At 63.5% G+C, this 26,454-nt stretch carries 20 protein-coding genes and 1 pseudogene; 17 read left to right on the top strand and 4 right to left on the bottom strand.

Annotated elements, in window-relative coordinates:
• Position 1 precedes the first annotated feature (1 nt).
• The 5 genes from NKJ18_RS18900 (at position 2) to NKJ18_RS18920 (ending at position 5,941) form a co-directional block, all read left to right on the top strand.
• Complete coding sequence (locus tag NKJ18_RS18900; protein WP_023668701.1) at positions 2-1,327, top strand: S41 family peptidase; 1,326 nt, start codon at positions 2-4, stop codon at positions 1,325-1,327.
• A 183-nt stretch (positions 1,328-1,510) separates the two neighbouring features.
• On the top strand, positions 1,511-2,692 hold the full coding sequence (locus NKJ18_RS18905) for a divergent polysaccharide deacetylase family protein (RefSeq protein WP_023755536.1): 1,182 nt from the start codon (positions 1,511-1,513) through the stop codon (positions 2,690-2,692).
• Positions 2,693-2,694: 2 nt separating this feature from the next.
• A complete protein-coding gene (locus NKJ18_RS18910; protein WP_023755537.1) occupies positions 2,695-3,210 on the top strand; it encodes an RNA pyrophosphohydrolase in 516 nt (171 codons plus the stop codon).
• Positions 3,211-3,481: 271 nt separating this feature from the next.
• Positions 3,482-4,591, top strand: coding sequence for an alanine racemase (alr, locus tag NKJ18_RS18915; RefSeq protein WP_352759198.1), 1,110 nt, complete (start codon positions 3,482-3,484; stop codon positions 4,589-4,591).
• A 93-nt stretch (positions 4,592-4,684) separates the two neighbouring features.
• Entirely contained in the window at positions 4,685-5,941 is a 1,257-nt protein-coding gene (locus NKJ18_RS18920) for a D-amino acid dehydrogenase (RefSeq protein WP_023668705.1), read from the top strand.
• Positions 5,942-6,042: 101 nt separating this feature from the next.
• On the opposite strand, the gene NKJ18_RS18925 is transcribed toward NKJ18_RS18920, so the two are convergent.
• From NKJ18_RS18925 to NKJ18_RS18935, 3 genes are all read right to left on the bottom strand, one after another.
• Positions 6,043-8,193 carry a phospholipase D-like domain-containing protein gene (locus tag NKJ18_RS18925; RefSeq protein WP_352759200.1) on the bottom strand — a complete coding sequence of 717 codons (2,151 nt, stop codon included), beginning with the start codon at positions 8,191-8,193 and terminating at the stop codon, positions 6,043-6,045.
• Positions 8,190-8,630: a phospholipase A2 family protein gene (locus tag NKJ18_RS18930; RefSeq protein ID WP_023737897.1), complete on the bottom strand. Its 441-nt coding sequence runs from the start codon at positions 8,628-8,630 to the stop codon at positions 8,190-8,192. The genes NKJ18_RS18925 and NKJ18_RS18930 overlap by 4 nt, the downstream gene beginning before the upstream one ends.
• A 123-nt stretch (positions 8,631-8,753) precedes the next feature.
• Positions 8,754-9,635 (bottom strand): LysR family transcriptional regulator, encoded by an 882-nt coding sequence (locus NKJ18_RS18935; protein WP_023834626.1) that lies wholly within the window; start codon positions 9,633-9,635, stop codon positions 8,754-8,756.
• Between the two features lie 365 nt (positions 9,636-10,000).
• Between NKJ18_RS18935 and NKJ18_RS18940 the strand changes: the two genes are divergently transcribed.
• Positions 10,001-11,497 carry a CoA-acylating methylmalonate-semialdehyde dehydrogenase gene (locus NKJ18_RS18940; RefSeq protein ID WP_023684131.1) on the top strand — a complete coding sequence of 499 codons (1,497 nt, stop codon included), beginning with the start codon at positions 10,001-10,003 and terminating at the stop codon, positions 11,495-11,497.
• A gap of 203 nt (positions 11,498-11,700) precedes the next feature.
• Positions 11,701-12,000 carry a hypothetical protein gene (locus NKJ18_RS18945; RefSeq protein WP_023728657.1) on the top strand — a complete coding sequence of 100 codons (300 nt, stop codon included), beginning with the start codon at positions 11,701-11,703 and terminating at the stop codon, positions 11,998-12,000.
• Between the two features lie 36 nt (positions 12,001-12,036).
• Here NKJ18_RS18945 and NKJ18_RS18950 read toward each other — a convergent pair whose 3' ends face one another.
• Positions 12,037-12,726 carry a GntR family transcriptional regulator gene (locus NKJ18_RS18950; RefSeq protein WP_373420159.1) on the bottom strand — a complete coding sequence of 230 codons (690 nt, stop codon included), beginning with the start codon at positions 12,724-12,726 and terminating at the stop codon, positions 12,037-12,039.
• 69 nt (positions 12,727-12,795) lie between these two features.
• On the opposite strand from NKJ18_RS18950, the gene NKJ18_RS18955 reads away from it, so the two are divergent.
• The 10 genes and pseudogenes from NKJ18_RS18955 to pyc all read left to right on the top strand — a co-directional run bounded on the left by NKJ18_RS18955 (position 12,796) and on the right by pyc (position 26,453).
• Complete coding sequence (locus tag NKJ18_RS18955; protein WP_023693150.1) at positions 12,796-13,689, top strand: dihydrodipicolinate synthase family protein; 894 nt, start codon at positions 12,796-12,798, stop codon at positions 13,687-13,689.
• A gap of 51 nt (positions 13,690-13,740) precedes the next feature.
• On the top strand, positions 13,741-15,159 hold the full coding sequence (locus NKJ18_RS18960) for an NAD(P)/FAD-dependent oxidoreductase (protein ID WP_280800232.1): 1,419 nt from the start codon (positions 13,741-13,743) through the stop codon (positions 15,157-15,159).
• Positions 15,160-15,172: 13 nt separating this feature from the next.
• Positions 15,173-16,174 carry a 4-hydroxyproline epimerase gene (locus NKJ18_RS18965; protein ID WP_023693148.1) on the top strand — a complete coding sequence of 334 codons (1,002 nt, stop codon included), beginning with the start codon at positions 15,173-15,175 and terminating at the stop codon, positions 16,172-16,174.
• Between the two features lie 461 nt (positions 16,175-16,635).
• Positions 16,636-17,538, top strand: coding sequence for a branched-chain amino acid ABC transporter permease (locus NKJ18_RS18970; RefSeq protein ID WP_023668715.1), 903 nt, complete (start codon positions 16,636-16,638; stop codon positions 17,536-17,538).
• A gap of 4 nt (positions 17,539-17,542) precedes the next feature.
• Entirely contained in the window at positions 17,543-19,138 is a 1,596-nt protein-coding gene (gene livM, locus NKJ18_RS18975; RefSeq protein ID WP_023668716.1) for a high-affinity branched-chain amino acid ABC transporter permease LivM, read from the top strand.
• Positions 19,138-20,244: pseudogene (locus NKJ18_RS18980) on the top strand (ABC transporter ATP-binding protein); the annotation flags it as partial. The gene livM and the pseudogene NKJ18_RS18980, both read left to right, overlap by 1 nt.
• Positions 20,245-20,264: 20 nt before the next feature.
• Positions 20,265-20,993: an ABC transporter ATP-binding protein gene (locus NKJ18_RS18985; protein ID WP_023668718.1), complete on the top strand. Its 729-nt coding sequence runs from the start codon at positions 20,265-20,267 to the stop codon at positions 20,991-20,993.
• 112 nt (positions 20,994-21,105) lie between these two features.
• Positions 21,106-21,453 carry a DUF6867 family protein gene (locus NKJ18_RS18990; RefSeq protein WP_023668719.1) on the top strand — a complete coding sequence of 116 codons (348 nt, stop codon included), beginning with the start codon at positions 21,106-21,108 and terminating at the stop codon, positions 21,451-21,453.
• Between the two features lie 137 nt (positions 21,454-21,590).
• Positions 21,591-22,712 carry a branched-chain amino acid ABC transporter substrate-binding protein gene (locus tag NKJ18_RS18995; RefSeq protein ID WP_023668720.1) on the top strand — a complete coding sequence of 374 codons (1,122 nt, stop codon included), beginning with the start codon at positions 21,591-21,593 and terminating at the stop codon, positions 22,710-22,712.
• A gap of 282 nt (positions 22,713-22,994) precedes the next feature.
• The gene (gene pyc / locus NKJ18_RS19000) at positions 22,995-26,453 is read left to right on the top strand and encodes a pyruvate carboxylase (RefSeq protein WP_352652226.1); all 3,459 of its coding nucleotides are present in this window, start codon (positions 22,995-22,997) and stop codon (positions 26,451-26,453) included.
• Position 26,454: the final 1 nt, after the last annotated feature.

Consider the following 26,454-nt stretch of genomic DNA (forward strand, 5'->3'; position numbering starts at 1 on the left):
AATGATGCGGAAACTGTCGCTTCTTATTGCCGGTGCGCTGATGGGCGCGTCAGCGATGAGCCTGGTCTATGGCGCCCCCGGCTCGACGGCGAACGCTGCAGGCTCCGAGACCTACAAGCAACTGGCGATCTTCGGCGACATCTTCGAGCGCGTGCGGGCGCAGTATGTGACGCCGCCGGACGACAAGTCGCTGGTCGAAAACGCCATCAACGGCATGCTCACCTCGCTCGACCCGCACTCCTCCTACATGAATGCCGAGCAGGCGCAGGACATGCGCGTGCAGACCAAGGGTGAGTTCGGCGGCCTCGGCATCGAGGTCACCATGGAGAACGACCTGGTCAAGGTGATCACGCCGATCGACGACACCCCGGCTGCCAAGGCAGGCGTGCTGGCCGGCGACTATATCGCCAAGATCGACGGCCAAGAGGTTCGCGGCCTGACGCTCAACGATGCAGTCGAAAAGATGCGCGGCCTGGTCAACACGCCGATCAAGCTGACCATCCTGCGCCAAGGCGCCGACAAGCCGATCGAGCTGACGGTGGTGCGCGATATCATCAAGGTCAAGGCGGTCAAGTTCCGGGTCGAGAACGACATCGGCTACATGAAGATCACCTCCTTCACCGAAAAGACCTATGACGACCTCGAGAATGCCATCGACACCATCAAGAAGCAGGTGCCGAACGACAAGCTCAAGGGCTATGTGCTCGATCTCAGGCTCAACCCGGGCGGCCTGCTCGACCAGGCGGTGAGCGTGTCCGACGCCTTCCTCGACCGTGGCGAGATCGTCTCGACCCGCGGCCGCGACCCGAAGGACGTCACACGCTTCGACGCCAAGGCAGGCGACGACATCGGCGCCAAGCCGCTGATCGTGCTCGTCAATGGCGGTTCGGCCAGCGCCTCCGAGATCGTCGCCGGCGCGCTGCAGGACCTGCGCCGCGCCACAGTGGTCGGCACGCAGTCATTCGGCAAGGGCTCGGTGCAGACCATCATCCCGCTTGGCGAGAACGGCGCGCTGCGCCTGACGACGGCGCTCTATTACACGCCGTCCGGCAAGTCGATCCAGGGCAAGGGCATCACGCCCGACATCAAGGTCGACCAGCCGCTGCCGCCCGAACTGCAGGGCAGGGACCTGACGCGCGGTGAATCTGACCTCAAGGGCCATATCAAGGGGGCCGACGAGAGCGATACCGGCTCGGGCTCGGCTGCCTATGTGCCGCCGGATCCAAAGGACGATCTGCAGCTGATCTATGCCGAACAGCTGCTGCGCGGCCAGAAGACCGATCCGGCATTCCCGCCGAATCCTGAGAAGGCAGTGCTTAACCAGTAAAATCGACTGGTAGCTCTGGCTGCCCAATCGAAGCGATGCAATGCTGCCGGGACCGTGAGGTTCCGGCAGTTTGATTCGGGGGCAGCTGGGCGCTGCGCCTCAAAAGGCGCAGGGGACGCGCCGTCAGTTTTGGATCTGCGCATGGCGAAAAGATTTCGCTGATCACGCGCCCGGGGATGCGGCTTGGCTGACGTCGGCAAGGACATCGAACGCCCGCTCGGACAGACCGTCCGAAAGCGTGCTGCGTCGCGCGGGATCAGCGCTGGCGCCGTCGCGGCGACGCTGGTCGTGCTGGCCGCGGTCGGCATCTCCGGCGCGATCGCGCTGCGCGAGAAGCCGTTCCGCAAAACGGAAGCAATCGCGGTCTCGACGCCAAAGGTGACGGCGGCGGCCGAGCCCGCGGCCGCAGCACCCACTGCTCAAGCGACGGCGGCAGCGCCGAAGGCGGAAACGCCCAAGGCCAGCGGTCCGCAGATCATCCATGTGCAAACCCAGGAGGGTGACGGCCCGCCCAATGCAGCCATTGTCATCCATGACCCGTCGACGATCGGCCAGAACCTGAAGATCGCGCATATCCCCGACAGGGCGCTGATCGAGGCCAGCGACACCGGCCCACTCCCGGTTCGCGCCGCTGACGGCCGGCGGCCGTTCGATGTCTATGCGCGGCCGTGGTCGGGTTCGCGCGGCGCTCGCGTGGCAATCGTCATCGGCGGGCTTGCGGTGTCGCAGACCGGCACGCAGGCGGCGATCGCCAAGCTGCCGGCCGAAGTGACGCTGGCTTTTGCGCCGCAAGGCAACAGCATTAGCCGGTGGATGCAGGCGGCACGGCAGAGCGGGCATGAAGTGGTCATGCAGGTGCCGCTCGAACCGTTCGACTATCCCAATGTCAATCCTGGCCGCAACACGCTGACAGTGGCGGCAAGCCCGGACGAGAATCTGAAGAATCTGCGCTGGGCGCTGTCGCGGACCACCAACTATACCGGCGTCATGAACTATATGGGGGCTCGCTTTTCGGCCGACGCGACGGCGATGGGGCCGTTCATGGCCGAACTCGGCAAGCGCGGCCTTGCCTATGTCGATGACGGCTCGTCCGCACGGAGCCTGGCGTCCGATCTCGCCTTGAAGGACGGTGTGCCGTTCGTCGCCGGCGATACGGCAATCGACGCCGTGCAGGACCGCGGCGCCATCCTGAAAAAGCTCGACGCGCTGGAAGCGACCGCGCGCGCCAAAGGCTCCGCCGTCGGCATCGGCTCGGCCTTCGACCTCACCGTCGATACCGTGGCGTCCTGGGCGGTCGAAGCGAAAAAGCGCGGCATCGAGATCGTGCCGATCTCGGCGGTGGCCATCGACCCGGAAAAAGGCTGATCATGACGAAGAAACCTGTGGACCCCGAGACGCTGCCATACCGCCCCTGTGTCGGGCTGATGATCCTCAATGGCGACGGGCTGGTCTGGGTCGGGCACCGCATCGCCGAGCCGGACAGCGAATTCGCCGGCACCACGCAGCTCTGGCAGATGCCGCAAGGCGGCATCGACGAGGGCGAGGAGCCGCTGCAGGCGGCCGGGCGCGAACTCTATGAAGAGACCGGCATGCGCTCGGTCACGCTGCTCGCCGAGGCGCCGCACTGGATCAATTACGACCTGCCGCCCGATCTGGTCGGCATAGCCCTCAAGGGGCGTTATCGCGGCCAGACGCAGAAATGGTTCGCCTACAGCTTTCACGGCGGGACCAGCGAGATCCAGATCAATCCGCCGCCGGGCGGCCACACCGCCGAATTCGATGAATGGGCATGGCGGCCAATGCAGGACCTGCCCGATCTGATCGTGCCGTTCAAACGCAAGGTCTATGAGGATGTGGTGGCGGCGTTCCGTCATCTTGCCTAGCTGGATGTGACGGTTCGCACGGCAGCTGATTCGTGCTTTATTGATCGCGACACCCGCAGCCACGAGACCCATATGAACGACGCCGGGCAATGGCCTCTTAGCGCAGCGTCTGGGCTGCCCCTCACCTGCCTGCCGACTTTCGTCACTCGAAAAGCCAAGCAGTTGGCTTTTCGTCCGCTTTACGCGGACCGCTCCTCAACTCCCCGTATAGGGCCGGGGAGAAATATCCGGCAGGACAATGAGGGGCAGCGCCGACTTCAGCGGGTCTGCAATGCATAAAGCCAAAGATACGATCAGCGAAGCGGCGGCCGGCGCCATTCTCACCATCGATCTCGGCGCGGTCAGGGAGAATTACCGGCGGCTCAAGGCAAAGCTCGGCGGCGTACGCTGCGCCGGCGTCGTCAAGGCCGACGGTTACGGGCTCGGCGCGCGGCAAGTGGCGGCGGCACTGGTTGCCGAAGGCTGCGACAGCTTCTTTGTCGCTCATCTCACCGAGGGTGTCGCGCTGCGCGACGCACTCGGACCGAAGCTGGAAATCCATGTGCTGAACGGCCTGCCGCCGGGCTCGGAACCCGAAGCGGTGGCCGCCGACCTTGTTCCCGTCATCAACAGCACCGGGCAACTGAAGGCGTGGAGCGAGGCAGGCCAAAAGGCCGGCCGCAAGCTCAAGGCCGCCATCCAGGTCGACAGCGGCATGTCGCGGCTGGGCATGGCGCCGGCAGAGGTCGAGGCGCTTTCGGCCGATGCTTTCGCCGGCGTCGATGTCGTCCTCGCCATGAGCCATCTGGCCCGCGCCGACGAACCGACCAATGCGGCCAATGATGCGCAACTCAGGGAGTTCGAACGGCTGCGCAAAATGCTGCCCAAGGCGCCGGCGTCGCTCGACAATTCCTCCGGCATCTTTCTTGGGCCGCGCTATCAGTACGACCTCGCGCGTCCGGGCGCTGCGCTCTACGGCATCAATCCGACGCCTGATGAGGCGAACCCGATGCTGCCGGTGGTGCGGCTCGAGGCAAAGATCATCCAGACACGCGGCATCGATAAGGGCGCGGGCGTCGGCTACGGACATGCGTTTCTGGCCAGCGGTCCCTTGCGCGCGGCCACGATCTCGCTCGGCTATGCCGATGGCTGGCACCGGCGCGCGGCTTCGGCTGCCTGGCTCGACGGCGTGCGACTGCCCTTTGTCGGGCGGGTGTCGATGGATTCGATCATACTCGACATCTCGGCCCTGCCGGACGGCCGGCCGCGCGAGGGCGACCTTGTCGAACTCCTGGGCCCCTCGCAGAGCGTCGATGACGCCGCCGGTCATGCCGGCACGATCGGTTATGAAATCCTGACCAGTCTCGGCCCCCGCTTCCACCGCCGCTATATCAACGAATAGAGCCGCGACACGCCGCCCCTTGGCGGACGCCGCAGAATCCGGCAGACAGGAGGCGGCGGCCCTCTGACGGAAGTCGTCGTGGAGAGTGATGCGATGAAGATCTTCGTGTTGGGCGGCGGCGTTATCGGGGTCACCACTGCCTATTATCTCGCTGAGGCCGGCCACGAGGTGACGGTGTTCGACCGCCAGAAAGGGCCGGCGCTGGAAACCAGCTTCGCCAATGCCGGCGAGATCTCGCCGGGGTATGCTTCGCCCTGGGCCGGCCCCGGCATTCCGCTGAAGGCAATCAAGTGGCTGTTGATGAAGCACGGCCCGCTGGTGGTGCGGCCGGCCTTCGATCCGTATATGTGGACATGGCTCATCAAGATGCTGCGCAATTGCACCGCGGATCGCTACGCCATCAACAAGGCGCGCATGGTGCCGCTCGCCGAATACAGCCGCGACACGCTGAAGGCGCTGCGCGAGGCGACCGGCATCGCTTATGATGAGCGGACCAAGGGCACGCTGCAGCTGTTTCGCACGCAAAAGCAGCTCGACGGCACCGGCGGCGATGTCGAGGTGCTGAAGAAATATGGCGTTCCCTACGAGTTGCTCGATCCCGAAGGCTGCATTGGGGCCGAGCCGGCGCTGGCCGGCGTGCGGGAAAAGTTTGTCGGCGGGCTGAGATTGCCCGGCGACGAAACTGGCGACTGCAAGATGTTCACCGATCGGCTGGCCGAGCTCTGCGTGGCGCGCGGCGTCACGTTCGAGTACGGCACGCAGATCCGGCGCTTCTCCAAGAACCGCAATCGCATCGTCAGCGTCGGCACCGACCAGCGCTCGCGCGCGGCCGACGCTTATGTGCTGGCGCTGGGCAGCTATTCGGCGCGCTTCATGCGCCTGCTCAGGCGCCCGATCCCGGTCTATCCGGTCAAGGGCTATTCGATCACCGTTCCTATCAAGGACGCGGTCGCCGCCCCGGTGTCGACGGTGATGGACGAAACCTACAAGGTGGCGATCACCAGGCTCGGCGACCGCATCCGCGTCGGCGGCACGGCGGAGATTTCCGGCTTCGATCTCAGGCTGCATGAATCGCGCCGGCGCACCCTCGAACATTCGGTCGGCGATCTGTTCCCGGATGGCGGCGACCTCAAGGCGGCGTCCTTCTGGTGCGGGCTGCGGCCGATGACGCCGGACGGGCCGCCGCTGGTCGGCCGCACCGAGTTCTCCAACCTCTATCTCAACACCGGGCACGGCACGCTTGGCTGGACCATGGCCTGCGGCTCGGCCAAGGTGCTGTCCGACATCATCTCCAGCAAGGTGCCTGATATCGATGTGCGGGAGCTGGGGCCGGAGCGGTATTTGAGGTAGGGGTGCTTTTTAAAGCTGGCGGCCAGCACCCCTCTGTCCTACCGGACAGAGGGGTGTAAAGGATCGCTACAGAACGGCATTCCTTCAGCCTCGCCAGCCCCTCAAAACGCCTCCTTCACCCAACCCTTCGAGAACAGCCATCGGTAGGCCCACGGTATCGTCACCTTGGTCGATACCGGGTTCGAATGGGCGACATAGTCGTCATAGACCGGCTGCATCCTGGCGTAGAAGGCAGGGTCGAGCACCGTCATGCCGTTCTCCAGATCGTGGAAGAAACTGCGGTTGTTGAGATTGACCGACGAGATCGTCACCAGCCTTTCGTCGATCATCATTATCTTGGAGTGCAGCACGACATCGGGCGCCTTGAATTCGCGGATGTTGATGCGGTCGCCATATTTCTCGACGAACAGCTTGTTGAGCGCGGTCAGCAGCTTGCCGCCAATATCGCCCTTGAGGTCGATGCGGCCGACAATGTCGATCCTGACGCCGCGCGCCAGCGCCCGCTCGATGGCTAGGCTGAGCTTCGGCGTCAGATTAAGGTAGGGATTGACGATCTCGATATGGTGCCGGGCAGTGTCGATCAGCTCGACGAAATAGGTCTCGAGCGCATGGTTGTCCTCGTAGGGCACGGAAATGAAATGGCGCACCGTGCCCGGCGGGCGCCGGCTGTCGGAGCGCACCGGAATGGAGAAGGGTCTTGCGATGTTGGTGTCGGCGTCGCGCAGCCACAATGTCGAGAGATGCGCGGCCAGCGTCTCGACCGTGGCCGGGTCGGCAAACTCGATGTCGAAATCGCTCCAGTTCGAATAGTAGTTGAGCGAGAGGCCGTCGGTCTTGCCGTATTGCTCGAGGTTCGGATAGCGCGACAGGTCGATCGGCTTGTGGAACAGGAAGCCGTCATGAATGTTGCGGCCGCCGATGATGACGCGCGAGCGGGCGGGATCCTCGGCAAGTGTCGCCAGCATCTTGACGTGATGGGTCTTGTGCAGCTGTGACAGTTGCTCGTCGACCGGCGCGCCGTGGTCGGCCCGCCAGCGATATTCCTGCAACTCGACATTGGGATAATCGGCCGCCAGCCGGTGCAGCAGCGCGTCGTCCTTGTCGCGCTCCAGCACGTCTGTGACCATGATGCGCACTTTGGTGCCGAGGCCTGCGTGATGGCGGATCAGCCGCTCGATGACGCGGCCGGAAAAATCGGCCTTGAACTCCAGCGACGACAGATAGACCAGCTTGAGTTTCGGCGCGCGCGAGAAATCGAGCGGCAGTTCGGGGTCGGCCTTGTCGAAGGCGCTGTCGGGTAAAGGCGCGCCGAGCAGCGCTTCGACCTTGGCGTTAAAGCCGTCGCGCGACTTGCGTAACAGGCGCGGTGACCCGAGCGGCAGCGAACAGCTCTGCGACAGCCAGCGGCCGGCGTAAAAGACGCTGGCAAGCTTATCCAGGCGGGATGGATCGGGCACGGGACAACGCTCGTAGCGGCTGTCGAGCGCGGCTATCGCCGGATAGGCAACCTCTTCGCGCAGGATGGTGAGCGGGGCGCCTGCCGGCGCCAGACTGGAGCTGAGCTTGAGGCTGCAACGGTTCAAACCATCGCTGGGGAACAGGCTGGCGGTTTGCCCGGCCGACAGGCGGAGGCGGAAGGCGGCACCGCTCGCCACGCTGCGCGAGCCACCGCCGGCGCGAATCGCCAGCGCCCCGTCGCAGGCGCCCGATATCTCAACCGGCCGCTTTCCCGCCTGGCGCATCACGATCTCGATCGAGCGCGCCTGCAGGCCGGAAAAGCTGAACGTCTTTGGCGCGGAGGGCCGCGCGGCGGCGTTGACATAGAGCGTCTGCCGCGACACGCGCCAACGGCCGTTGAAATGGCCTTCGCCGGTGCCCCTACCTGCCGGCATCTGTTCGGCGCTAACCGGCTTCGCCAGCTGTTCCAGCGTCCGGTAGGTGGCCTGGAAATCGCGGTTGGCGATGGCGTGGCGGTCATGGCCGAACGGACCGGTGCCGTTCGCCCTGTCGATGGCGCCGATCTGGTTGTGGGCGAGCAGCGCCAGAAACTGCCTTTCATAGTCGCTGGCACCGGCATCGCCGAAAAACGCTGCTGCTGCAGTCTGCGGTCCGGGCGTGCCGGCCGATACCGACGGCCGGCCGCAATCCTTCGCATCGGGGAAGAAATCGCAGCTGTGCCGGATCGGGGCGGCGCAAGCGGCAAGGGCCGCCAGCCCCAGCCCGGCCAGAGCCAGGCAGATGGCGCGGTTCATCCCGTGGCCCCGTTCATCGTCTTCAGCTCAGCCGGGTCGCGCGGCGGCATAAAGCCTTGCGGAAAGACCTTGCAGACGGGAAGTGCGAAAGTGGCGATCAAAAGCTCGGCCTCGCCGCGCTCCTTTTTCGGCGCTGTCTTGTCATCACGGATCGCCTTTGCCGAGGCGACGAGCGCGCCGTCGCAGTCGCAATGATTATGGCGCGCGATGTAGCAGGCGTCATGGATTTGGCAGGCGCTGTCGAGGCGATTGACAGGGCGAGCCGAGAGGTCGCCGGTGCGGGTGCCGGGACCGCAATAATTGCCGAAGACGAAAGGCGACGGGCGGGCCATTGCGATGCGGACCGGCTTGGGCAGTTCGGCTTCCGGAACTTCGGTCCATGGATTGGCGCAGGCGGAAAGCGCGACAAGCGGCAAGATGGCGAGCACCGCTCGCATTTTGATCCGCACCAGCTTTGCAAAAAAGTGTCCCACCCCGCGCAGCCAATCCTTAATGATAGGCGACATCGCGCTTGTTGCCACACTGGCCGATTTTGTGGCGAGGGCAAGGCGGCGCGGCCATCAGACAAACAGCCCGCGCTCTCTCTCGACTGCCTTGGTGATGAAGTTGGCGACGATCTGCACGCGGCGCAGTGGCCGGACCGATTCATGATAGACCAGCCAGTAGGCGCGGCGGATCGGCGTCACGATGTCGACGGGGATCAGCTCCGGCATCGAGCGGGCGACAAAGGTGTGCAAGATGCCGATGCCGGCGCCCGACCGCACCGCTTCGGCCTGGCCCAGCGCTGAGGAGATGGCGAAGCTGGTGCGCCAGTCCGGGCTGAACTCCGCCGCATAGTCGAGCGAAGGGCTGACGATCAGGTCCGGGACGTAGCCGATCAGCGTATGGTGGCCGAGTTCGGCAGCGGTCTCGGGTAAGCCGTGCGCCTGCGCATAGTCCCGCGAGGCAAACAGGCCGAGCGTGTAGTCGACCAGCTTTCCCGCCACCAGCCTGCCTTCGCTCGGCCGCTCGACGGTGATGGCGATGTCGGCCTCGCGCCGCGACAGCGAGAAGGAACGCGGCACCGGCACCAGCTGGATGGTGAGTTCGCGGTGCAGCGCGGTCAGCGCGCCAAGACGCGTGGCGAGGAATGCAACGCCAAACCCGTCGGGCGCGCCGATGCGCACCGTGCCTGAGATATCGTCGCCTTCGCCCGACACGGCGGAGCGCGCGGCGATCATGTCGCTCTCCATGCGCTCGGCAATGTCGAGAAAGCGCTGGCCGGCCGGCGTCAGCTCGCTGCCGGTGGTAAGCCGGCGAAACAGTTTTGTCCGTAACGCATCCTCAAGCGCTGCGATGCGGCGCGAGACGGTGGCGTGATTGAGTTCCAGCCGCTTGGCGGCGCCAAGGATCTGCCCGGCGCGGGCCACGGCGAGGAAGATGCGGACATCATCCCAGTTCATGGGGGTGGTCCGGGCTAGCGGCGAACGCGGCGTTCCCGCCCACCCCCCTCTGGCCTGCCGGCCATCTCCCCCGCAAGGAGGGAGATTGGCAGCTCCGCCACCTGCGTCTCTTTTGGTGCGTTGAAGATTTGCGAAGGCGGCAGCCACATCTGATCTCCCCCCTTGCGGGGGAGATGTCCGGCAGGACAGAGGGGGGTGTGACGGAGCGCAACCTTCGGGCCTTTCAGCAATCTGTAATTTGCGGCAATTAATGCACACTCGTCCTTGGTTGTCTATTTCCCGCACAACGGTTGCGTTTCCCCTCGCGTTGCCTTCGCGCCTGCAAAGGGGTTGAATGCGCCATCACAAACTCAGGGAGAGAAACCATGATCGAATACGGTCATTTCATCGGCGGCAAGCATGTCGCCGGGACCAGCGGGCGCAAGCAGGACGTCATGCAGCCGATGGACGGCTCGGTGCGCGGCACGGTGGCGCTGGCTTCGCCGGCGGAACTCCGTGCGGCTGTCCTGAACGCCAAGGAAGCACAGATCAAATGGGCTGCGACCAACCCGCAGCGGCGTGTGCGCGTGCTGATGAAGTTTCTTGAACTCGTTGCCCGCGACTATGACGAACTGGCCGATCTCCTGGCGCGCGAGCACGGCAAGACCATTGCCGACGCCAAGGGCGACATCCAGCGCGGCCTCGAAGTGGTCGAAGTCTGCATCGGTGCGCCTCACATGATGAAGGGCGAGTTCACCGACGGCGCCGGCCCCGGCATCGATGTCTATTCGATGCGCCAGCCGCTTGGCGTCGTTGCCGGCATCACCCCGTTCAATTTCCCGGCGATGATCCCGTTGTGGAAGATTGCCCCGGCGCTGGCCTGCGGCAACGCCTTTATCCTGAAGCCTTCCGAGCGTGACCCTGGCGTGCCGATGCGCATCGCCGAACTGTTCCTCGAGGCTGGCCTGCCGGCTGGCGTTCTCAACGTCGTCAATGGCGACAAGGATGTCGTCGACGCCATCCTCGACGATCCTGATATCAAGGCTATCGGCTTTGTCGGCTCGACGCCGATCGCGCATTACATCTACTCGCGCGGCACGGCCGCGGGAAAACGCGTGCAGTGCTTCGGCGGCGCCAAGAACCACATGATCATCATGCCCGATGCCGACATGGACCAGACCGTCGACGCGCTGATCGGCGCGGGCTACGGCTCGGCCGGCGAGCGCTGCATGGCGATCTCGGTTGCCGTTCCCGTCGGCAACGACACCGCCAACCGGCTGATGGAAAAGCTGATCCCGCGTGTCGAAAGCCTCAAGGTCGGCCCGTCGACGGATTCGTCCGCCGATTTCGGCCCGCTGGTGACGGCGCAGGCATTGGAACGCGTCAAGGGTTATGTCGACACCGGCGTCAAGGAAGGCGCCAAGCTGGTCGTCGATGGCCGCGGCTTCTCCATGCAGGGCTACGAGGATGGCTACTATATGGGCGGCTGCCTGTTCGACAATGTGACCGCCGACATGCGCATCTACAAGGAAGAGATTTTTGGCCCGGTGCTGTCGGTGGTGCGTGCGCCGACCTATGAGAGCGCCATCAAGCTAGCCAACGATCATGAGATGGGCAATGGCGTCGCCATCTTCACCCGTGACGGTGATGCTGCTCGTGATTTTGCTTCGCGCGTCCAGGTCGGCATGGTCGGCATCAACGTGCCGATCCCGGTTCCGATCGCTTACTACACGTTCGGCGGCTGGAAGGCGTCGTCCTTCGGCGACCTCAACCAGCACGGCCCGGACGCGTTCCGCTTCTACACCAAGACCAAGACGGTGACCTCGCGCTGGCCCTCCGGCGTCAAGGACGGTGCCGAGTTCGTCATCCCGACGATGAACTGACCGGACGATTTCGAAGATCGGCAAGAAGGCCTGGGTTCAACGTCCTGGGCCTTTCTTTGTACGAAACCGACATTGGCCATCACGTTAAAGCGATGGAACCAAGAGCCTGTCATCTGCCTTAAATTGCATTCCTGCCGTGGTGCAGGCCATCAAAATAGCGCCGGTTGCAGCCGGGGTTCTCGTCTGGCGCAAGGAGGTGTCAGATGACACGACGTCTTGTGGCGGCGATGTTCTTTGCGGTGTTCGCGATGTCCGGCATCGCCCAGGCCAAAGCCGATCAATGCGCGGCGCGGACCGACCTGGTCAAGGCGCTCGGCGAGAAGTTCCACGAAAGCCAAGCCGCACGTGGCCTGGTGAACCCGAATGTGGTGCTTGAGATCTTCGTCTCCGACCAGGGCACCTGGACCATCCTGGCCACCGACACACGCGGCCAAAGCTGCATCATCACGGCTGGCGAAGGCTGGGACGGGGCGGCTATGGCAGCAGTCTTGCCGGGCACCTGATAAAGACCGGTCGGAAGTCTGGAGCAGAGACGGAGTTCAGCGTGTGGCGGCCACTTCGGCATGGCCGCGCAGCAGTGCCATAAGGCGTTTGGCGTCCTTGGCGGCAGCCTCTTCGTCACCGGCCAGGATCGAGCGGATTAGCGCGACGTGGTGTTCGGCCGATTCGGCCAGTCCTGTGTCGGCCTTGTAGCGGAACCAGAAGCGGCGGCTGTGGGTCTGCAGGGGCGCGGCCAGACGGGCCGCAAACGGGTTGTCGGCGGCCATCGCCAAGGCCTCGTCGAGCGCCTTGTCGGCCTGGATGAAGGCCAGCACATTGCCCGAGATGACGGCCTTCTGCATGGCAAGGGCTGCCTCATGAAACAGGTCGGCGGCCTCACGGGTGACGAAGCGGGCGGCCGAGCGCGCCAGCACCACCTCGACACCGCGCCTGGCATCCAGCACGCGCAGCCAGTCGCCGGGATGAAGCGGGGCAATGGCGATGCCGGCGCGTGGCCTGACATCGAGCAGTCCTTCCCAGGCGAGGCGCTGGATCGCTTCGCGCACCGGCGTGCGTCCTAGCGCCAGCTTCTCGATGAGGGCGCCTTCGGTGACAAAGCTCGCCGGCGCCAGTTCCAACGTCACGATCATATGCTCGAGTACATGGTAGGCCTTGGCGGCAGCCGGCTCGGGGTATGCTGTCTCACTGGATATCAAAGGTGGGCTCCTGATATATCTTCCATATATCACAACGGAGTCCGCGTTGACAGCCGGTCTTCCAACAGATATACGGCTGATATATCAGATGGAGAGACGATCATGTGGACCGGAGTTTTCCCCGCCGTCACGACCAAGTTTACTGATGACGACCGCCTCGACCATGCCGAGATGGAGCGCTGCTTTGCTTTGCAGATGGAGGCCGGTTGCGACGGCATCATCGTCTGCGGTTCGCTCGGCGAAGGCCCGATGCTGTCGCATGACGAAAAAATCGAGGTGCTGAAGACTGCCCAGAAAGTTGCCGGCAGCAAGCCGGTTCTGCTGACGGTCAACGAGGCAGGCACCCGCGAGGCGGCGAGCATCGCAAAGCGCGCGAGCCGGGAAGGCGCCAACGGGCTGATGGTGGTGCCGAGCCCGATCTATCACACCAACCCGGAAGAGACGGTCGCCGCCTTGCGCGCCGTCGCTCAGGCCGGCGACCTGCCGGTGATGATCTACTCCAACCGCCTCGCCTACCGCGTCGACGTCACCGTCGACCAGATGGAGGAACTGGCCGCCGACAAGCGCTTCGTCGCCATCAAGGAGTCCTCCGACGACATCCGCCGCTCGACAGAGATCATCAACCGCTTCGGCGACCGCTACGATCTGTTCACCGGCGTCGACAATCTCGCCTTCGAGGCGCTGTCGGTGGGCGCCATCGGCTGGGTGGCGGGTCTGGTCGTCGCCTTCCCGCGCGAGACCGTCGCCATCTACCAGCTGATGAAGCAGGGCCGCCGCGAGGAGGCGCTTTCGATCTACCGCTGGTTCCGGCCGCTGCTCGATCTCGATGTCTCGACCTATCTGGTCCAAAACATCAAGCTTGCCGAAGTGCTCGCGATCGACACAAATGACCGCGTGCGCATGCCGCGCCAGCCGCTGTCGGGCGAGCGCCGCAAAGCGGTCGAGAAGATCGTCAAGGACGCGCTGGCGGTACGGCCGAAGCTGCCGCAGTTCTGAAGGCTTTCTTCTCCCCGTGCACGTGCACGGGGAGAAGATGGCGGCAGCCAGATGAGGGGCAGCGCCGACGTGCAAGGAAATTCCAGGGACACAGAGGAGGGCCGCCGCCCCTCATCCGCCCTTCGGGCCCCGCAGCCCTTCGCTGGCGCTCCGGGCGTTCGTCGTTCGGAAAGCCAAGCAGTCGGCTTTTCCACCGCTTCGCGGACCACTCCTCACCCCCGTGAACGGGGAGAAGGGGTAGATATCGCCATTGTCGGTGGCGGCATTGTCGGCATCTGCGCGGCGGCCATGCTGGCCGAGGCCGGGCGCAGCGTCACGGTCTTCGACCGCACCGGCATCTGCGAGGAGACGAGCTCCGGCAATGCCGCCGCCTTCGCCTTCTCCGACGTGCTGCCGCTGGCGCATAAGGGCATGATGAGGCACTTGCCGAAATGGCTTGCCGATCCGCTCGGGCCACTCAGCATCCCGCCGGCCTACTTGCCGAAGCTGTTGCCTTGGCTGTTGCGCTTCTGGCGCGCTGGCGCACCAGAAAAATATGAGGCGAGCCTTGCTGCTCAGGCAGGCATGATGAAGCTCGCCGAGGCTGAATGGATGGGCCTGCTCGACCGTTCCGGCACGCGGCTGATGCTGCGCGAGGACGGCTCGCTGGAGCTTTATGAAAGCGAGGCCGAATTTCAGGCCGGGCTGCCGGGCTGGGCGGCGCGCGAGCGCTTCGGCATCGGCTTTCGCCATGTCGAAGGCGACGAACTGGCGCGGCTGCAGCCGGGACTGTCGCCGCGCTTCATCAAGGGCACCTTCGTGCCGGGCTGGAAGACCGTCGCCGATCCGAAACTGCTCGGCAAGGGGGTGTGGGCCTATGCCGAAGGGTTGGGCGCGCGTTTCGAAAAGGCGCGCATAGAGCGCGTCGCCGCCAATCCTGATGGCGCGACGCTGGCGCTGACCGACGGCACGACCAGGCAGGCAAGACATCTTGTCGTGGCCGCCGGGGCATGGTCGCATCGGCTGGCGAAGGCGCTTGGCGACACCATCCCGCTCGAAACCGAGCGCGGCTACAACACCACACTGCCGAAGACCGCTTTCGACGTGCAGCGGATGCTGATCTTTTCCGGCCATGGCTTCGTCATCACGCCACTCGACACGGGCTTGCGCGTCGGCGGCGCCGTCGAGTTGGGCGGTCTCGACCGGCCGCCGAATTTTGCGCGCTCGAAGGCCATGCTGGAAAAAGCCAGACAGTTCCTTCCGGGGCTGGACGCGTCAGGTGGCCGCGAATGGATGGGCTATCGCCCGTCGCTGCCGGATTCGCTGCCGGTGATCGGCACGGCGCGAACCGCGCCCAACGTTGTCTACGCCTTCGGCCATGGCCATCTCGGCCTGACCCAGGCGGCGGCCACCGGCCGCTTGATCCGCGATCTTGTTCTCGGGCAGACTTCGCCGATCGATCTTGCTCCCTTCAGCCCGCAACGGTTTTGAGTTCGAGGAAATCATGGCCAAAAAATCCTTCTTTTGCATCGACGGCCATACCTGCGGCAATCCGGTGCGGCTGGTCGCCGGCGGCGGTCCCTTGCTCGAGGGGTCGACGATGATGGAGCGGCGGGCGCATTTCCTGGCGGAGTATGACTGGATCCGCACCGGGCTGATGTTCGAGCCGCGCGGCCACGATGTCATGTCGGGCTCGATCCTCTATCCGCCGACGCGCGAGGATTGCGACATAGCCATCCTGTTCATCGAGACGTCGGGCTGCCTGCCGATGTGCGGCCACGGCACGATCGGCACGGTGACGATGGCCATTGAACATGGGCTGATCAAGCCGAAGACACCCGGCGTGCTCCGGCTCGACACACCGGCCGGGCTGGTTATCGCCGAATACAAGCAAGTCGGCGACTATGTCGAGGAGGTGCGCATCACCAATGTACCGTCCTTCCTTTATGCCGAGGGACTGACGGTCGACTGCCCGCAGCTTGGCGAGATCACCGTCGATGTCGCCTATGGCGGCAATTTTTACGCAATCGTCGAGCCGCAGGCGAATTTTCGCGACATGGCTGATTATTCCGCCGGCGATTTCGTCGCCTGGAGCCCTGTGGTGCGGCAGCGGCTCAACGAGAAGTACTCGTTCGTGCATCCGGAAAACCCCGGCATCAACCGGCTGTCCCACATGCTGTGGACCGGCGAGCCGACAGTGGCGGGCGCGGATGCGCGCAACGCGGTCTTCTATGGCGACAAGGCGATCGACCGCTCACCTTGCGGCACCGGCACCTCGGCGCGCATGGCGCAGCTCCATGCCAAGGGCAAGCTCAAGGCCGGCGACAGTTTTGTCCACGAATCGATCATCGGCTCGCTGTTCAAGGGCAAGGTCGAGAGGGACGTCACTGTTGCCGGCAAGCCGGCCATCATTCCCTCGATCGGCGGCTGGGCGCGGATGACCGGCCTGAACACCATCTTCATCGACGACCGCGATCCGTTCGCGCACGGTTTTGTGGTTAAGTGATACGGTAGGCTGCCGATCATCCACCGAGACCAAGACTTGGACCCAGAGCGGGACCTCTTGGCGAAACCAGTCAGCGAAAGGTTAGCGCGTTGGGCGAGGCATCCACCGCCATAAGTCGGGAAGGAACCCATGTTGCAGCTGGTCAGTACGGAATGTGGCTAAAAAACGAAGCCCGCCAACAACGCAAGGATTCGTCTCATCGCCGAATTTTGACCGGGATTTCTTCGAAATGAGGTCGCTGGCCCGGCTGAATCGTCAAAGACATTGCGTTATGCCAATGATAGGGTCCGCGATAGTCCAGGGGTCGGGAGCAAAAAAACGGGCAATCGGAAGGCGTGCCGGCAAAACACGCTCGACGTTTGAAAAATCACGTTGCAATCCGGGCTCGAAACTTTACGACTAGGGGAAATACGAAAAGGAATGCGTCTGCATGGGCGACATTCCAGGGGAGCCATGTACACATGCAGTACTTTGTCCAGCAGCTTATCAATGGGCTGACGCTGGGATCGATCTATGGGCTGATCGCAATCGGCTACACGATGGTCTACGGCATCATCGGCATGATCAACTTCGCCCACGGCGACATTTTCATGGTCGGGGCATTCGCCGCCCTCGTTGTCTTCCTCATCCTCGGCTCCTTGTTCTATTCGGTCCCGGTCGTCCTGGCGCTGCTGATCATGATGATCGTGGCGATGCTGCTCACCAGCCTCTACAACTGGACGATCGAGAAGGTGGCCTACCGGCCGCTGCGCGGTTCGTTCCGGCTGGCGCCGCTGATCACCGCCATCGGCATGTCGATCGCGCTGTCGAACTTCATCCAGGTGACGCAAGGTCCGCGCAACAAGCCGATCCCGCCGATGGTCAGCCAAGTCTACAACATCAACGGCATCAGCGTGTCGCTGAAGCAGATCATCATCGTCGTCGTCACCGCCCTGCTGCTGGCGCTGTTCTGGTACCTGGTCAACAGGACTTCCCTCGGCCGGGCGCAAAGGGCGTGCGAGCAGGACCGCAAGATGGCGGCGCTGCTCGGTGTCGATGTCGACCGTACGATCTCGATCACCTTTATCATGGGTGCAGCGCTTGCGGCCGTCGCGGGCACGTTGTTCCTGATGTATTACGGCGTCATCGCCTTTTCCGACGGCTTTGTGCCGGGGGTCAAGGCCTTCACCGCGGCCGTTCTCGGCGGCATCGGGTCTCTGCCGGGCGCGGTGCTTGGCGGGCTTTTGATCGGCTTCATCGAGAGCATGTGGTCGGCGTATTTCTCGATCGACTACAAGGACGTCGCGGCGTTCTCGATCCTGGCGATCGTGCTGATCTTCCTGCCTTCCGGCATTTTGGGCCGGCCAGAAGTCGAAAAGGTCTGAGACAATGGCGGTTTCCGTATCCTCGGAGCGCGACACCGTCGCCTCCCCCGTGCAGCGTGCATTGCGCGAAGCGTTCTATGCCGGCGCCATCTCGCTGGGGTTGTTCATTCTCTTCATCGGCCTGAAGACCGACCAGAACATAAGCAACCAGCTGATCCTGGTGCAGCGCTGGTTGCTGCTCATCACCGTGGTCGTGCTGACCATGCTTGGCCGCTTCTTCTACATTGCATATGGCCAGCCGTTCATGGCCAATCAGAAGATCACCAATGTCGCCACCGGCCTGTTGCCGGCGAGCGTCGCGTCGCGCTTCTTCCTGCTTCCGGCCTTCATCGTCGCCGTTGTGCTGGCGGTTGTCCTGGTTGCGTTCGGCAGCGCCCTGCCGGTGTTGGTGGGACCCGATCTGGCCGGCTACCTTCAGTTCCTGCGCGCATTGGCCGTCATTTACGCGCTCGCTTGCGTGATCTTCTATTTCCGCTCCTTCATCCACGCCAATTTCACCAAGCTCGGGATTGCGGCGCTGGTGCTATACCCGATCCTCGTCGTCGTGGTGCTGTCGATCTACGCGTGGTCGATAACCGGCGGCCTGCAGGGCTCGTTGAAGTGGGTCGACAATTTCGGCATCCAGATCCTGATCTATGTGATGCTGGCCTGGGGGCTGAACATCGTCGTCGGCCTCGCCGGCCTGCTCGATCTCGGCTACGTCGCCTTTTACGCGGTCGGTGCCTATGCCTATGCGTTGCTCGGTTCGCAATACGGCCTGTCGTTCTGGATCCTGCTGCCCGCCGCCGGCGCCATGGCCGCCTTCTGGGGCGTTATGCTCGGCTTTCCGGTGCTCAGGCTTCGTGGCGATTACCTGGCGATCGTGACGCTGGCCTTCGGCGAGATCATCCGCCTGGTGCTGATCAACTGGCGTGAAGTCACCAACGGCTCGGCCGGCATCTCCGGCATCCCGAAGGTCACCTTCTTCGGCCTGATGACGTTTAATTCGACCGACCCGAACTATATCGGCAAGGTGCTGCACATCGCCCAGTCAAGCGCCTACTACAAGATCTTCCTCTACTATCTGATTCTCGGGCTGGCGCTGCTGACCGCCTTCGTCACCATCAGGCTCAGGCGCATGCCTGTCGGCCGCGCCTGGGAGGCGCTGCGCGAGGACGAGATTGCCTGCCGCTCGCTTGGCATCAACACCACCACCACCAAGCTCACCGCCTTTGCCACCGGCGCCATGTTCGGCGGTTTTGCCGGCGCCTTCTTCGCCGCACGGCAAGGCTTCGTCAGCCCTGAATCCTTCGTCTTCCTGGAATCGGCGATCATCCTGGCCATCGTGGTGCTCGGCGGCATGGGCTCGCTGGTCGGCATCGCGGTCGCCGCGCTGGTGATGATCGGCGGCACCGAGGCACTGCGCGAACTCGATTTCCTGAAAAGTGTCTTCGGAAAAGATTTCACGCCGGAGCTTTACCGCATGCTTTTGTTCGGCATGGCGATGGTCATCGTAATGCTGTGGAAGCCGCGCGGCTTTGTCGGCAGCCGTGAACCGACGGCCTTCCTCAGTGAACGAAAAGCGGTCTCCTCCTCCTTCACCAAGGAAGGGCACGGCTGATGAGCGCGACCTCCATTCAGAAGACCAATCCGGGTATGAAAGACGCCATCCTCCAGGTCGAGCATCTTTCGATGAAGTTCGGCGGCCTGATCGCCATCGGCGATCTGTCGTTCCAGGCCAAGCGCGGCGAGATCACCGCTCTGATCGGACCCAATGGCGCCGGCAAGACCACCGTCTTCAATTGCATCACCGGCTTCTACAAGCCGTCGGAAGGCATGATTACGCTCAACCGGGCCGACGGCTCGAGCTTCCTGCTCGAACGGCTGCCCAATCATGAGATCCCGGCGCGCGCCAAGGTGGCGCGCACCTTCCAGAACATCCGCCTGTTCTCGGGCATGACGCTGCTGGAGAATCTGCTGGTTGCCCAGCACAACAAGCTGATGAAGGCATCCGGCTATACGATCCTGGGCCTGTTCGGGATCGGCGGCTACCGCAGAGCCTCGGCTGAATCGGTGGAGCTTGCCAAGCACTGGCTGGAGAAGGCCGATCTTGTCGATCGCGCCGACGATCCGGCCGGCGACCTGCCCTATGGCGCGCAGCGGCGCCTCGAGATTGCGCGCGCCATGTGCACAGGGCCCGAACTTCTGTGCCTCGACGAGCCTGCGGCCGGTCTCAATCCGAAGGAGTCGGCTGCGCTGAATTCGCTGCTGATGGACATCAAGAGCAGTACCTCGATCCTGCTGATCGAACATGACATGTCGGTGGTCATGCAGATTTCCGACCATGTCGTGGTGCTTGAATATGGCCGCAAGATTTCCGACGGCAGCCCGCAATCGGTGCGTACCGACCCGCGCGTCATCGCCGCCTATCTCGGCGTCGACGACGAGGAGGTCGAGACGGTGCTGACCGAGGTTGGCGATGAAGACGTCATCGAGCAGCTGGACATCGGGCCGGATTCGGCTCACGGACCAGGCACATCGTCTTCCTATCTCGCCGGCCCGGTAAGCGACACGATCGGCCACAGCCAGGGCGAGCGGGTCACAGTGTCGAAGGGAGCTTCAAAAGCCACCCAATACGATACAAGAGCCAACTCCGCGCCAAGAGCACCGTCCGAGCGTCTGACAGCCAAGTCCAAGCCGGCGGCCACCAAATCCCCGACAGGCAAGCCGCGCGGAGGGCGTAAGTGATGGCCGAGACAACGCTGCTCGACATCAAGGGCGTCGAGACCTACTACGGCAACATCAAGGCGCTGAACGGCGTCGATGTCCACGTCAACCAGGGCGAGATCGTCGCGCTGATCGGTGCGAACGGTGCCGGCAAGTCGACGCTGATGATGACCATCTTCGGTGCGCCGCGCGCTCGTGCCGGCTCAATCACTTTCGCCGGCACCGACATCACCCAGATGCCGACGCACGAGATCGCCCGCATGCGCATTGCGCAGTCGCCGGAAGGCAGGCGCATTTTCCCGCGCATGACGGTGATGGAAAACCTGCAGATGGGCGCCGGTCTCGACAATCTCAAGCACTATGACGAAGATGCCGAGAAGGTGTTCGCGCTGTTCCCGCGCCTCAAGGAGCGCATTGCCCAGCGCGGCGGCACGCTGTCGGGCGGCGAGCAGCAGATGCTGTCGATCGGACGTGCGCTGATGGCGCGGCCTAAGCTGCTGTTGCTCGACGAGCCGTCGCTGGGTCTGGCGCCGCTGATCGTCAAGCAGATTTTCGATGCCATCCGCGAGCTGAACCGCACGCAAGGGCTGACCGTGTTCCTGGTCGAGCAGAACGCCTTCGGCGCGCTCAAACTCGCCACGCGCGGCTATGTCATGGTCAACGGCAACGTGACCATGAGCGGCACAGGCAAGGAATTGCTCGCCAATCCGGAAGTGCGGGCGGCCTATCTCGAAGGCGGCCATCACTGATTTTGGAGCGGAATGTATGCATACGGTATTCCGCTCCAACTTGTTTGTTTGTCGCATGACCTTTGTCCGAAAAGTCTGCAACTTTTCGGGATCATGCTAGGGAGTCTTCATCATGCAAGGCATTCTTCACGAGGAACCTTCCATCTGGCAGTTCTTCTTCGTCACCTGTCTGCTCGGCGGCTGGGCGGCATGGATGACCGGCAAGGCCAGCGCCCAGACATGGCGCAGCCTGCCGGCGCTGTTCGCCTATCTGCTGGGTCTCGGCATAGGCATCAGGTTCATCCATCATGCCTTGTTCGGCGGCACGATGTTTTCGCTGCAATACTATGTCGTGGACACAATCGTGCTCATGATATTGGGATTTGTCGGCTATCAATACACGCGTACGAACCAGATGGTGACGCAGTATAATTGGCTTTACGAACGGGCTTCGATCTTAAGCTGGAAACCGAAAGGTTGACGTTCATCATTAACGCCGTTCCGGGGATGAATCGGCGTGACAAGGGCCTGAAAATCGGCAAAGTACGCTTTCTGCGATAAGGGTGGGCATCGCATGAAAGTTTCATCCACGCCCACCTCGTAAATGGGAGCGTTTAAATGAAGAAATCACTTTTGTCCGCCGTTGCCCTGACCGCGCTTGTCGCGTTCGGTGGCAATGCATGGGCTGACGTTATCGTCGGCGTCGCAGGTCCGATCACCGGTCCGAATGCGGCCTTCGGTGCGCAGCTGCAGAAGGGTGCGGAAGCGGCCGTTGCCGACATCAACGCAGCAGGCGGCATGAACGGCGAGCAGATCAAGCTCGAAGTCGGCGACGACGTCTCGGATCCGAAGCAGGGCATTTCGGTCGGCAACAAGTTCGTCGGCGACGGCGTGAAATTCGTGATCGGCCACTTCAACTCGGGCGTCTCGATCCCGGTTTCGCAGGAAGTCTACGTCGACAACAACATCGTCGAAGTGACGCCTGCGGCGACCAACCCGAAATTCACCGAGCGCGGCCTGTGGAACGTGTTCCGCACCTGCGGACGCGATGACCAGCAGGGCGGCATCGCCGGCGGCTATATCGCGACCAACTTCAAGGACGCCAAGGTTGCCGTCATCCACGACAAGACCCCCTATGGTCAGGGCCTTGCCGACGAGACCAAGAAGGCGATGAACGCAGCCGGCCTGACCGAAGTCATGTACGAAGGCGTCAATGTCGGCGACAAGGACTTCTCGGCGCTGATTGCCAAGATGAAGGATGCCGGTGTTACCCTGATCTATTGGGGCGGCCTGCATACCGAAGCCGGCCTGATCATCCGCCAGTCGGCGGACCAGGGCCTCAAGGCTACCCTGATGTCGGGCGACGGCATCGTCACCGACGAGCTGGCTGCGATCGCCGGCGATGCGGTTATCGGCACGCTCAACACCTTCGGTCCCGATCCGCGCCTGATCCCCGAGAACAAGGCACTGGTCGAGAAGTTCCGCGCTCAGGGCTTCGAGCCGGAAGCCTACACTCTCTACTCCTACGCCGCCATGCAGGTGATCGCCGAGGCTGCTGCCGTGGCCAAGTCGAACGACCCCGTGGAAGTGGCCAAGGCGCTGCACGAGAAGGGCCCGTTCAAGACCGTTCTGGGCGATCTCGCCTATGACGCGAAGGGCGATCCGAAGCTCCCGGGCTACATCATGTACGAATGGAAGAAGGGTCCGGACGGCAAGATCTCCTGGTTCCCGAAGTCGTAATTCGAAACGCAGCTCTATGGAATGCCCGGCGCTCGCGCCGGGCATTTTTGTTGGTGACAGGGCGGCAGCGAGGGTGGCTGGACAAGCCGTTAGCCGGGGTCGAATTTGTGCGGGCACGACAATTACCGTCACCTCGCGGCGCCAATCGCACGCAGCTTTTCGAGCCGTGGTGCTAGAATCGCATTTAAATCGGTTTAATCTCTCCTCGATTTTGGTTGCACTGCAGCATTTTCGCGTTAATCATGCCTCCGCCCCATCCCTCCCTGTCCGGAGCCTCCTTCCTTGGCCATCACGAAGATCCTCGTCGCCAACAGGTCCGAAATTGCCATCCGCGTCTTTCGCGCGGCAAACGAGCTCGGCCTCAAAACCGTGGCGATCTGGGCCGAGGAGGACAAATATTCACTTCATCGGTTCAAGGCCGATGAAAGCTACCAAGTCGGGCGCGGGCCGCATCTGGCCAGGGACATGGGGCCGATCGAAAGCTATCTGTCGATCGAGGAAGTGATCCGGGTCGCCAGGCTGTCCGGCGCCGACGCCATCCACCCGGGCTATGGCCTCCTGTCGGAAAGCCCTGAATTCGCAGATGCCTGCGCCGAGGCCGGCATCACCTTCATCGGACCGAAGCCCGACACGATGCGCCGGCTCGGCAACAAGGTCGCCGCGCGCAATCTGGCCATCGAGGTTGGCGTGCCGGTGGTGCCGGCAACCGAACCGCTGCCGGACGACATGGAAGCAGTCAAGCAGCTCGCCAAGACAGTCGGCTATCCGGTGATGCTCAAGGCATCATGGGGCGGCGGCGGGCGCGGCATGCGCGCCATCCGCGCGGAAGCCGACCTCGCCCGCGAGGTGATGGAAGGCAAGCGCGAGGCCAAGGCCGCCTTCGGCAAGGACGAGGTCTATCTCGAAAAGCTGATCGAGCGCGCTCGCCATGTCGAGGTCCAGGTGCTCGGCGACACGCATGGCAACGCTGTACATCTGTTCGAGCGCGACTGCTCGATCCAGCGCCGCAACCAGAAGGTCGTCGAACGGGCGCCGGCGCCCTATCTCAGCGAGGCATTGCGCCAGGAGCTTTGCGGCTATGCGCTCAAGATCGCGCGCGAGACCAGCTATATCGGCGCCGGTACGGTGGAATTCCTGCAGGACGCCGACACCGGCAAATTCTACTTCATCGAGGTCAATCCGCGCATCCAGGTCGAGCACACCGTCACCGAGCAGGTGACCGGCATCGACATCGTCAAGGCGCAGATCCACATACTGGACGGCTTTGCCATCGGCACGAAAGAGTCGGGCGTGCCGGCGCAGGCCGATATCAGGCTGAACGGTCACGCGCTGCAGTGCCGCATAACGACCGAGGATCCGGAGCATAGTTTCATTCCGGACTACGGCCGCATCACCGCTTATCGCGAAGCCGCCGGTTTCGGCATCCGCCTCGACGGCGGCACCGCCTATTCGGGCGCGGTCATCACCCGCTTTTACGATCCGCTGCTGGAGAAGGTGACTGCCTGGGCCCCGACACCGGCCGAGGCGATCGCCCGCATGAACCGGGCCTTGCGCGAGTTCCGCATCCGCGGCGTGGCGACCAACCTCACCTTCCTCGAGGCAATCATCAACCACCCGCGCTTCGCCGACAATTCCTACACGACCAGGTTCATCGACACGACGCCGGAGCTGTTCGCGCAGGTGAAGCGGCAGGATCGAGCCACCAAGCTGCTCAACTATCTGGCCGACGTCAGCGTCAACGGCCATCCCGAAACCCGCGGCCGTCCGATGCCCAAGGCCGATGCGGCAGCGCCCGTCGTGCCCTATCTCAACGGCAATGTGCCTGATGGCAGCAAGCAGAAGCTCGACACGCTGGGGCCGGAGAAATTCGCTGCCTGGATGCGTGAGCAAAAAGAGGTGCTGGTCACCGACACGACGATGCGCGACGGCCACCAGTCGCTGCTCGCCACCCGCATGCGTACGCATGACATTGCCGGCATTGCCGGCACCTATGCGCGGGCGCTGCCGCGGCTGCTGTCGCTGGAATGCTGGGGCGGCGCCACTTTCGACGTCGCCATGCGCTTCCTGACCGAGGATCCGTGGGAGCGGCTGAGCAAAGTGCGCGAAGCGGCCCCCAACCTTTTGCTGCAGATGCTTCTGCGCGGCGCCAACGGCGTCGGCTACACCAACTATCCCGACAATGTGGTGCAACATTTCGTCAGCCAGGCGGCGGCCGGCGGCGTCGACCTGTTCCGCGTATTCGACTGCCTGAACTGGGTCGAGAACATGCGCGTCGCCATGGACGCGGTGGGCGCCGAGGGCAAGCTGGTCGAAGCGGCGATCTGCTACACCGGCGACATCCTCGATCCGGCGCGCGCCAAATACGACCTTAAATACTATGTCGGGCTGGCGAAGGAATTGCAGGCCGCCGGCGCCCATATCATCGCCGTCAAGGACATGGCCGGGCTTTTGAAGCCGGCTGCCGCCCGCGTGCTGTTCAAAGCGCTGCGCGAGGCGACCGACCTGCCGATCCATTTCCACACCCACGACACGTCAGGCCTGTCGGCGGCGACGGTGCTGGCCGGCGTGGAAAGCGGCGTCGACGCCATCGACGCGGCGATGGATTCCTTCTCCGGCAACACCTCGCAGCCTTGCCTGGGCTCGATCGTCGAGGCGCTGAAGGGAACCGAGCGCGATCCCGGCCTCGATCCGCAATGGATCCGCAAAATCTCCTTCTACTGGGAAGCGGTGCGCAACCAGTATGCCGCCTTCGAAAGCGACCTCAAGGGGCCAGCCTCGGAAGTCTATCTGCACGAAATGCCGGGCGGCCAGTTCACCAACCTCAAGGAACAGGCGCGTTCGCTGGGGCTGGAAACGCGTTGGCACGAGGTGGCACAAGCCTATCACGACGTCAATTTGATGTTCGGTGACATCGTCAAGGTGACGCCGTCGTCCAAGGTGGTCGGCGACATGGCGCTGATGATGGTGAGCCAGGATCTGACCGTTGCCGACGTCGAAAACCCAGCCAAGGACATCGCCTTCCCGGACTCGGTCGTCTCGATGCTGCGCGGGGATCTCGGCCAGTCGCCCGGCGGCTGGCCTGCGAAGCTGCAGAAGAAGGCATTGAAGGAAACCAAGCCGATCACCGTACGGCCGGGCTCGCTGCTCAAGCCAGCCGACCTCAAGGCCAGCCGCAGGGAGATCGAGCAGAAGCTGGAGCGCAAGCTCTCGGAGTACGAATTCGCCTCCTGGCTGATGTATCCGAAGGTGTTCACCGACTTCGCCGCCGCGCAGGAAACCTACGGGCCGGTCAGTGTGCTGCCGACGCCGACCTATTTCTACGGCATGAAGTCCGAGGATGAGATCTTCCTGGACATCGAAAAAGGCAAGACGCTTGTAGTGCGCTGCCTTGCGATCGGCGACGTCGATGAGAAGGGCATGGTCACCGTGTTCTTCGAGCTCAACGGCCAGCCGCGCCGTGTCCGGGTGCCGGACAGGGCGCATGGCGCCTCGGCGGCCAAGGCTCGGCGCAAGGCCGAGCCCGGCAACGAGGCGCATGTCGGCGCGCCGATGCCGGGCGTGGTCTCCGCCCTTTCGGTTGCCGCCGGCCAAGCTGTCAAGGCCGGCGACGTGCTGTTGTCGATCGAAGCCATGAAGATGGAGACGGCCCTGCATGCCGAGCGCGACGGCACAGTGGCCGAAGTGCTGGTCAAGGCCGGCGATCAGATCGATGCGAAGGATCTGTTGATCGCGTTTGGCTGAC

The organism is Mesorhizobium sp. M0217 (assembly GCF_040321955.1).
Taxonomy (GTDB): Bacteria; Pseudomonadota; Alphaproteobacteria; order Rhizobiales; family Rhizobiaceae; genus Mesorhizobium.

Coding starts and splice junctions, on each gene's coding strand:
- NKJ18_RS18960 (WP_280800232.1), top strand. CDS start 13,741: ATGAGGGGCAGCGCCGACGTGCAAGGAAATTCCAGGGACACAGAGGAG.
- NKJ18_RS18965 (WP_023693148.1), top strand. CDS start 15,173: ATGGCCAAAAAATCCTTCTTTTGCATCGACGGCCATACCTGCGGCAAT.
- NKJ18_RS18940 (WP_023684131.1), top strand. CDS start 10,001: ATGATCGAATACGGTCATTTCATCGGCGGCAAGCATGTCGCCGGGACC.
- NKJ18_RS18945 (WP_023728657.1), top strand. CDS start 11,701: ATGACACGACGTCTTGTGGCGGCGATGTTCTTTGCGGTGTTCGCGATG.
- NKJ18_RS18985 (WP_023668718.1), top strand. CDS start 20,265: ATGGCCGAGACAACGCTGCTCGACATCAAGGGCGTCGAGACCTACTAC.
- NKJ18_RS18955 (WP_023693150.1), top strand. CDS start 12,796: ATGTGGACCGGAGTTTTCCCCGCCGTCACGACCAAGTTTACTGATGAC.
- NKJ18_RS18990 (WP_023668719.1), top strand. CDS start 21,106: ATGCAAGGCATTCTTCACGAGGAACCTTCCATCTGGCAGTTCTTCTTC.
- NKJ18_RS18970 (WP_023668715.1), top strand. CDS start 16,636: ATGCAGTACTTTGTCCAGCAGCTTATCAATGGGCTGACGCTGGGATCG.
- NKJ18_RS18910 (WP_023755537.1), top strand. CDS start 2,695: ATGACGAAGAAACCTGTGGACCCCGAGACGCTGCCATACCGCCCCTGT.
- NKJ18_RS18920 (WP_023668705.1), top strand. CDS start 4,685: ATGAAGATCTTCGTGTTGGGCGGCGGCGTTATCGGGGTCACCACTGCC.
- NKJ18_RS18935 (WP_023834626.1), bottom strand. CDS start 9,635: ATGAACTGGGATGATGTCCGCATCTTCCTCGCCGTGGCCCGCGCCGGG.
- NKJ18_RS18925 (WP_352759200.1), bottom strand. CDS start 8,193: ATGAACCGCGCCATCTGCCTGGCTCTGGCCGGGCTGGGGCTGGCGGCC.
- NKJ18_RS18995 (WP_023668720.1), top strand. CDS start 21,591: ATGAAGAAATCACTTTTGTCCGCCGTTGCCCTGACCGCGCTTGTCGCG.
- livM (WP_023668716.1), top strand. CDS start 17,543: ATGGCGGTTTCCGTATCCTCGGAGCGCGACACCGTCGCCTCCCCCGTG.
- NKJ18_RS18930 (WP_023737897.1), bottom strand. CDS start 8,630: ATGCGAGCGGTGCTCGCCATCTTGCCGCTTGTCGCGCTTTCCGCCTGC.
- NKJ18_RS18900 (WP_023668701.1), top strand. CDS start 2: ATGATGCGGAAACTGTCGCTTCTTATTGCCGGTGCGCTGATGGGCGCG.
- alr (WP_352759198.1), top strand. CDS start 3,482: ATGCATAAAGCCAAAGATACGATCAGCGAAGCGGCGGCCGGCGCCATT.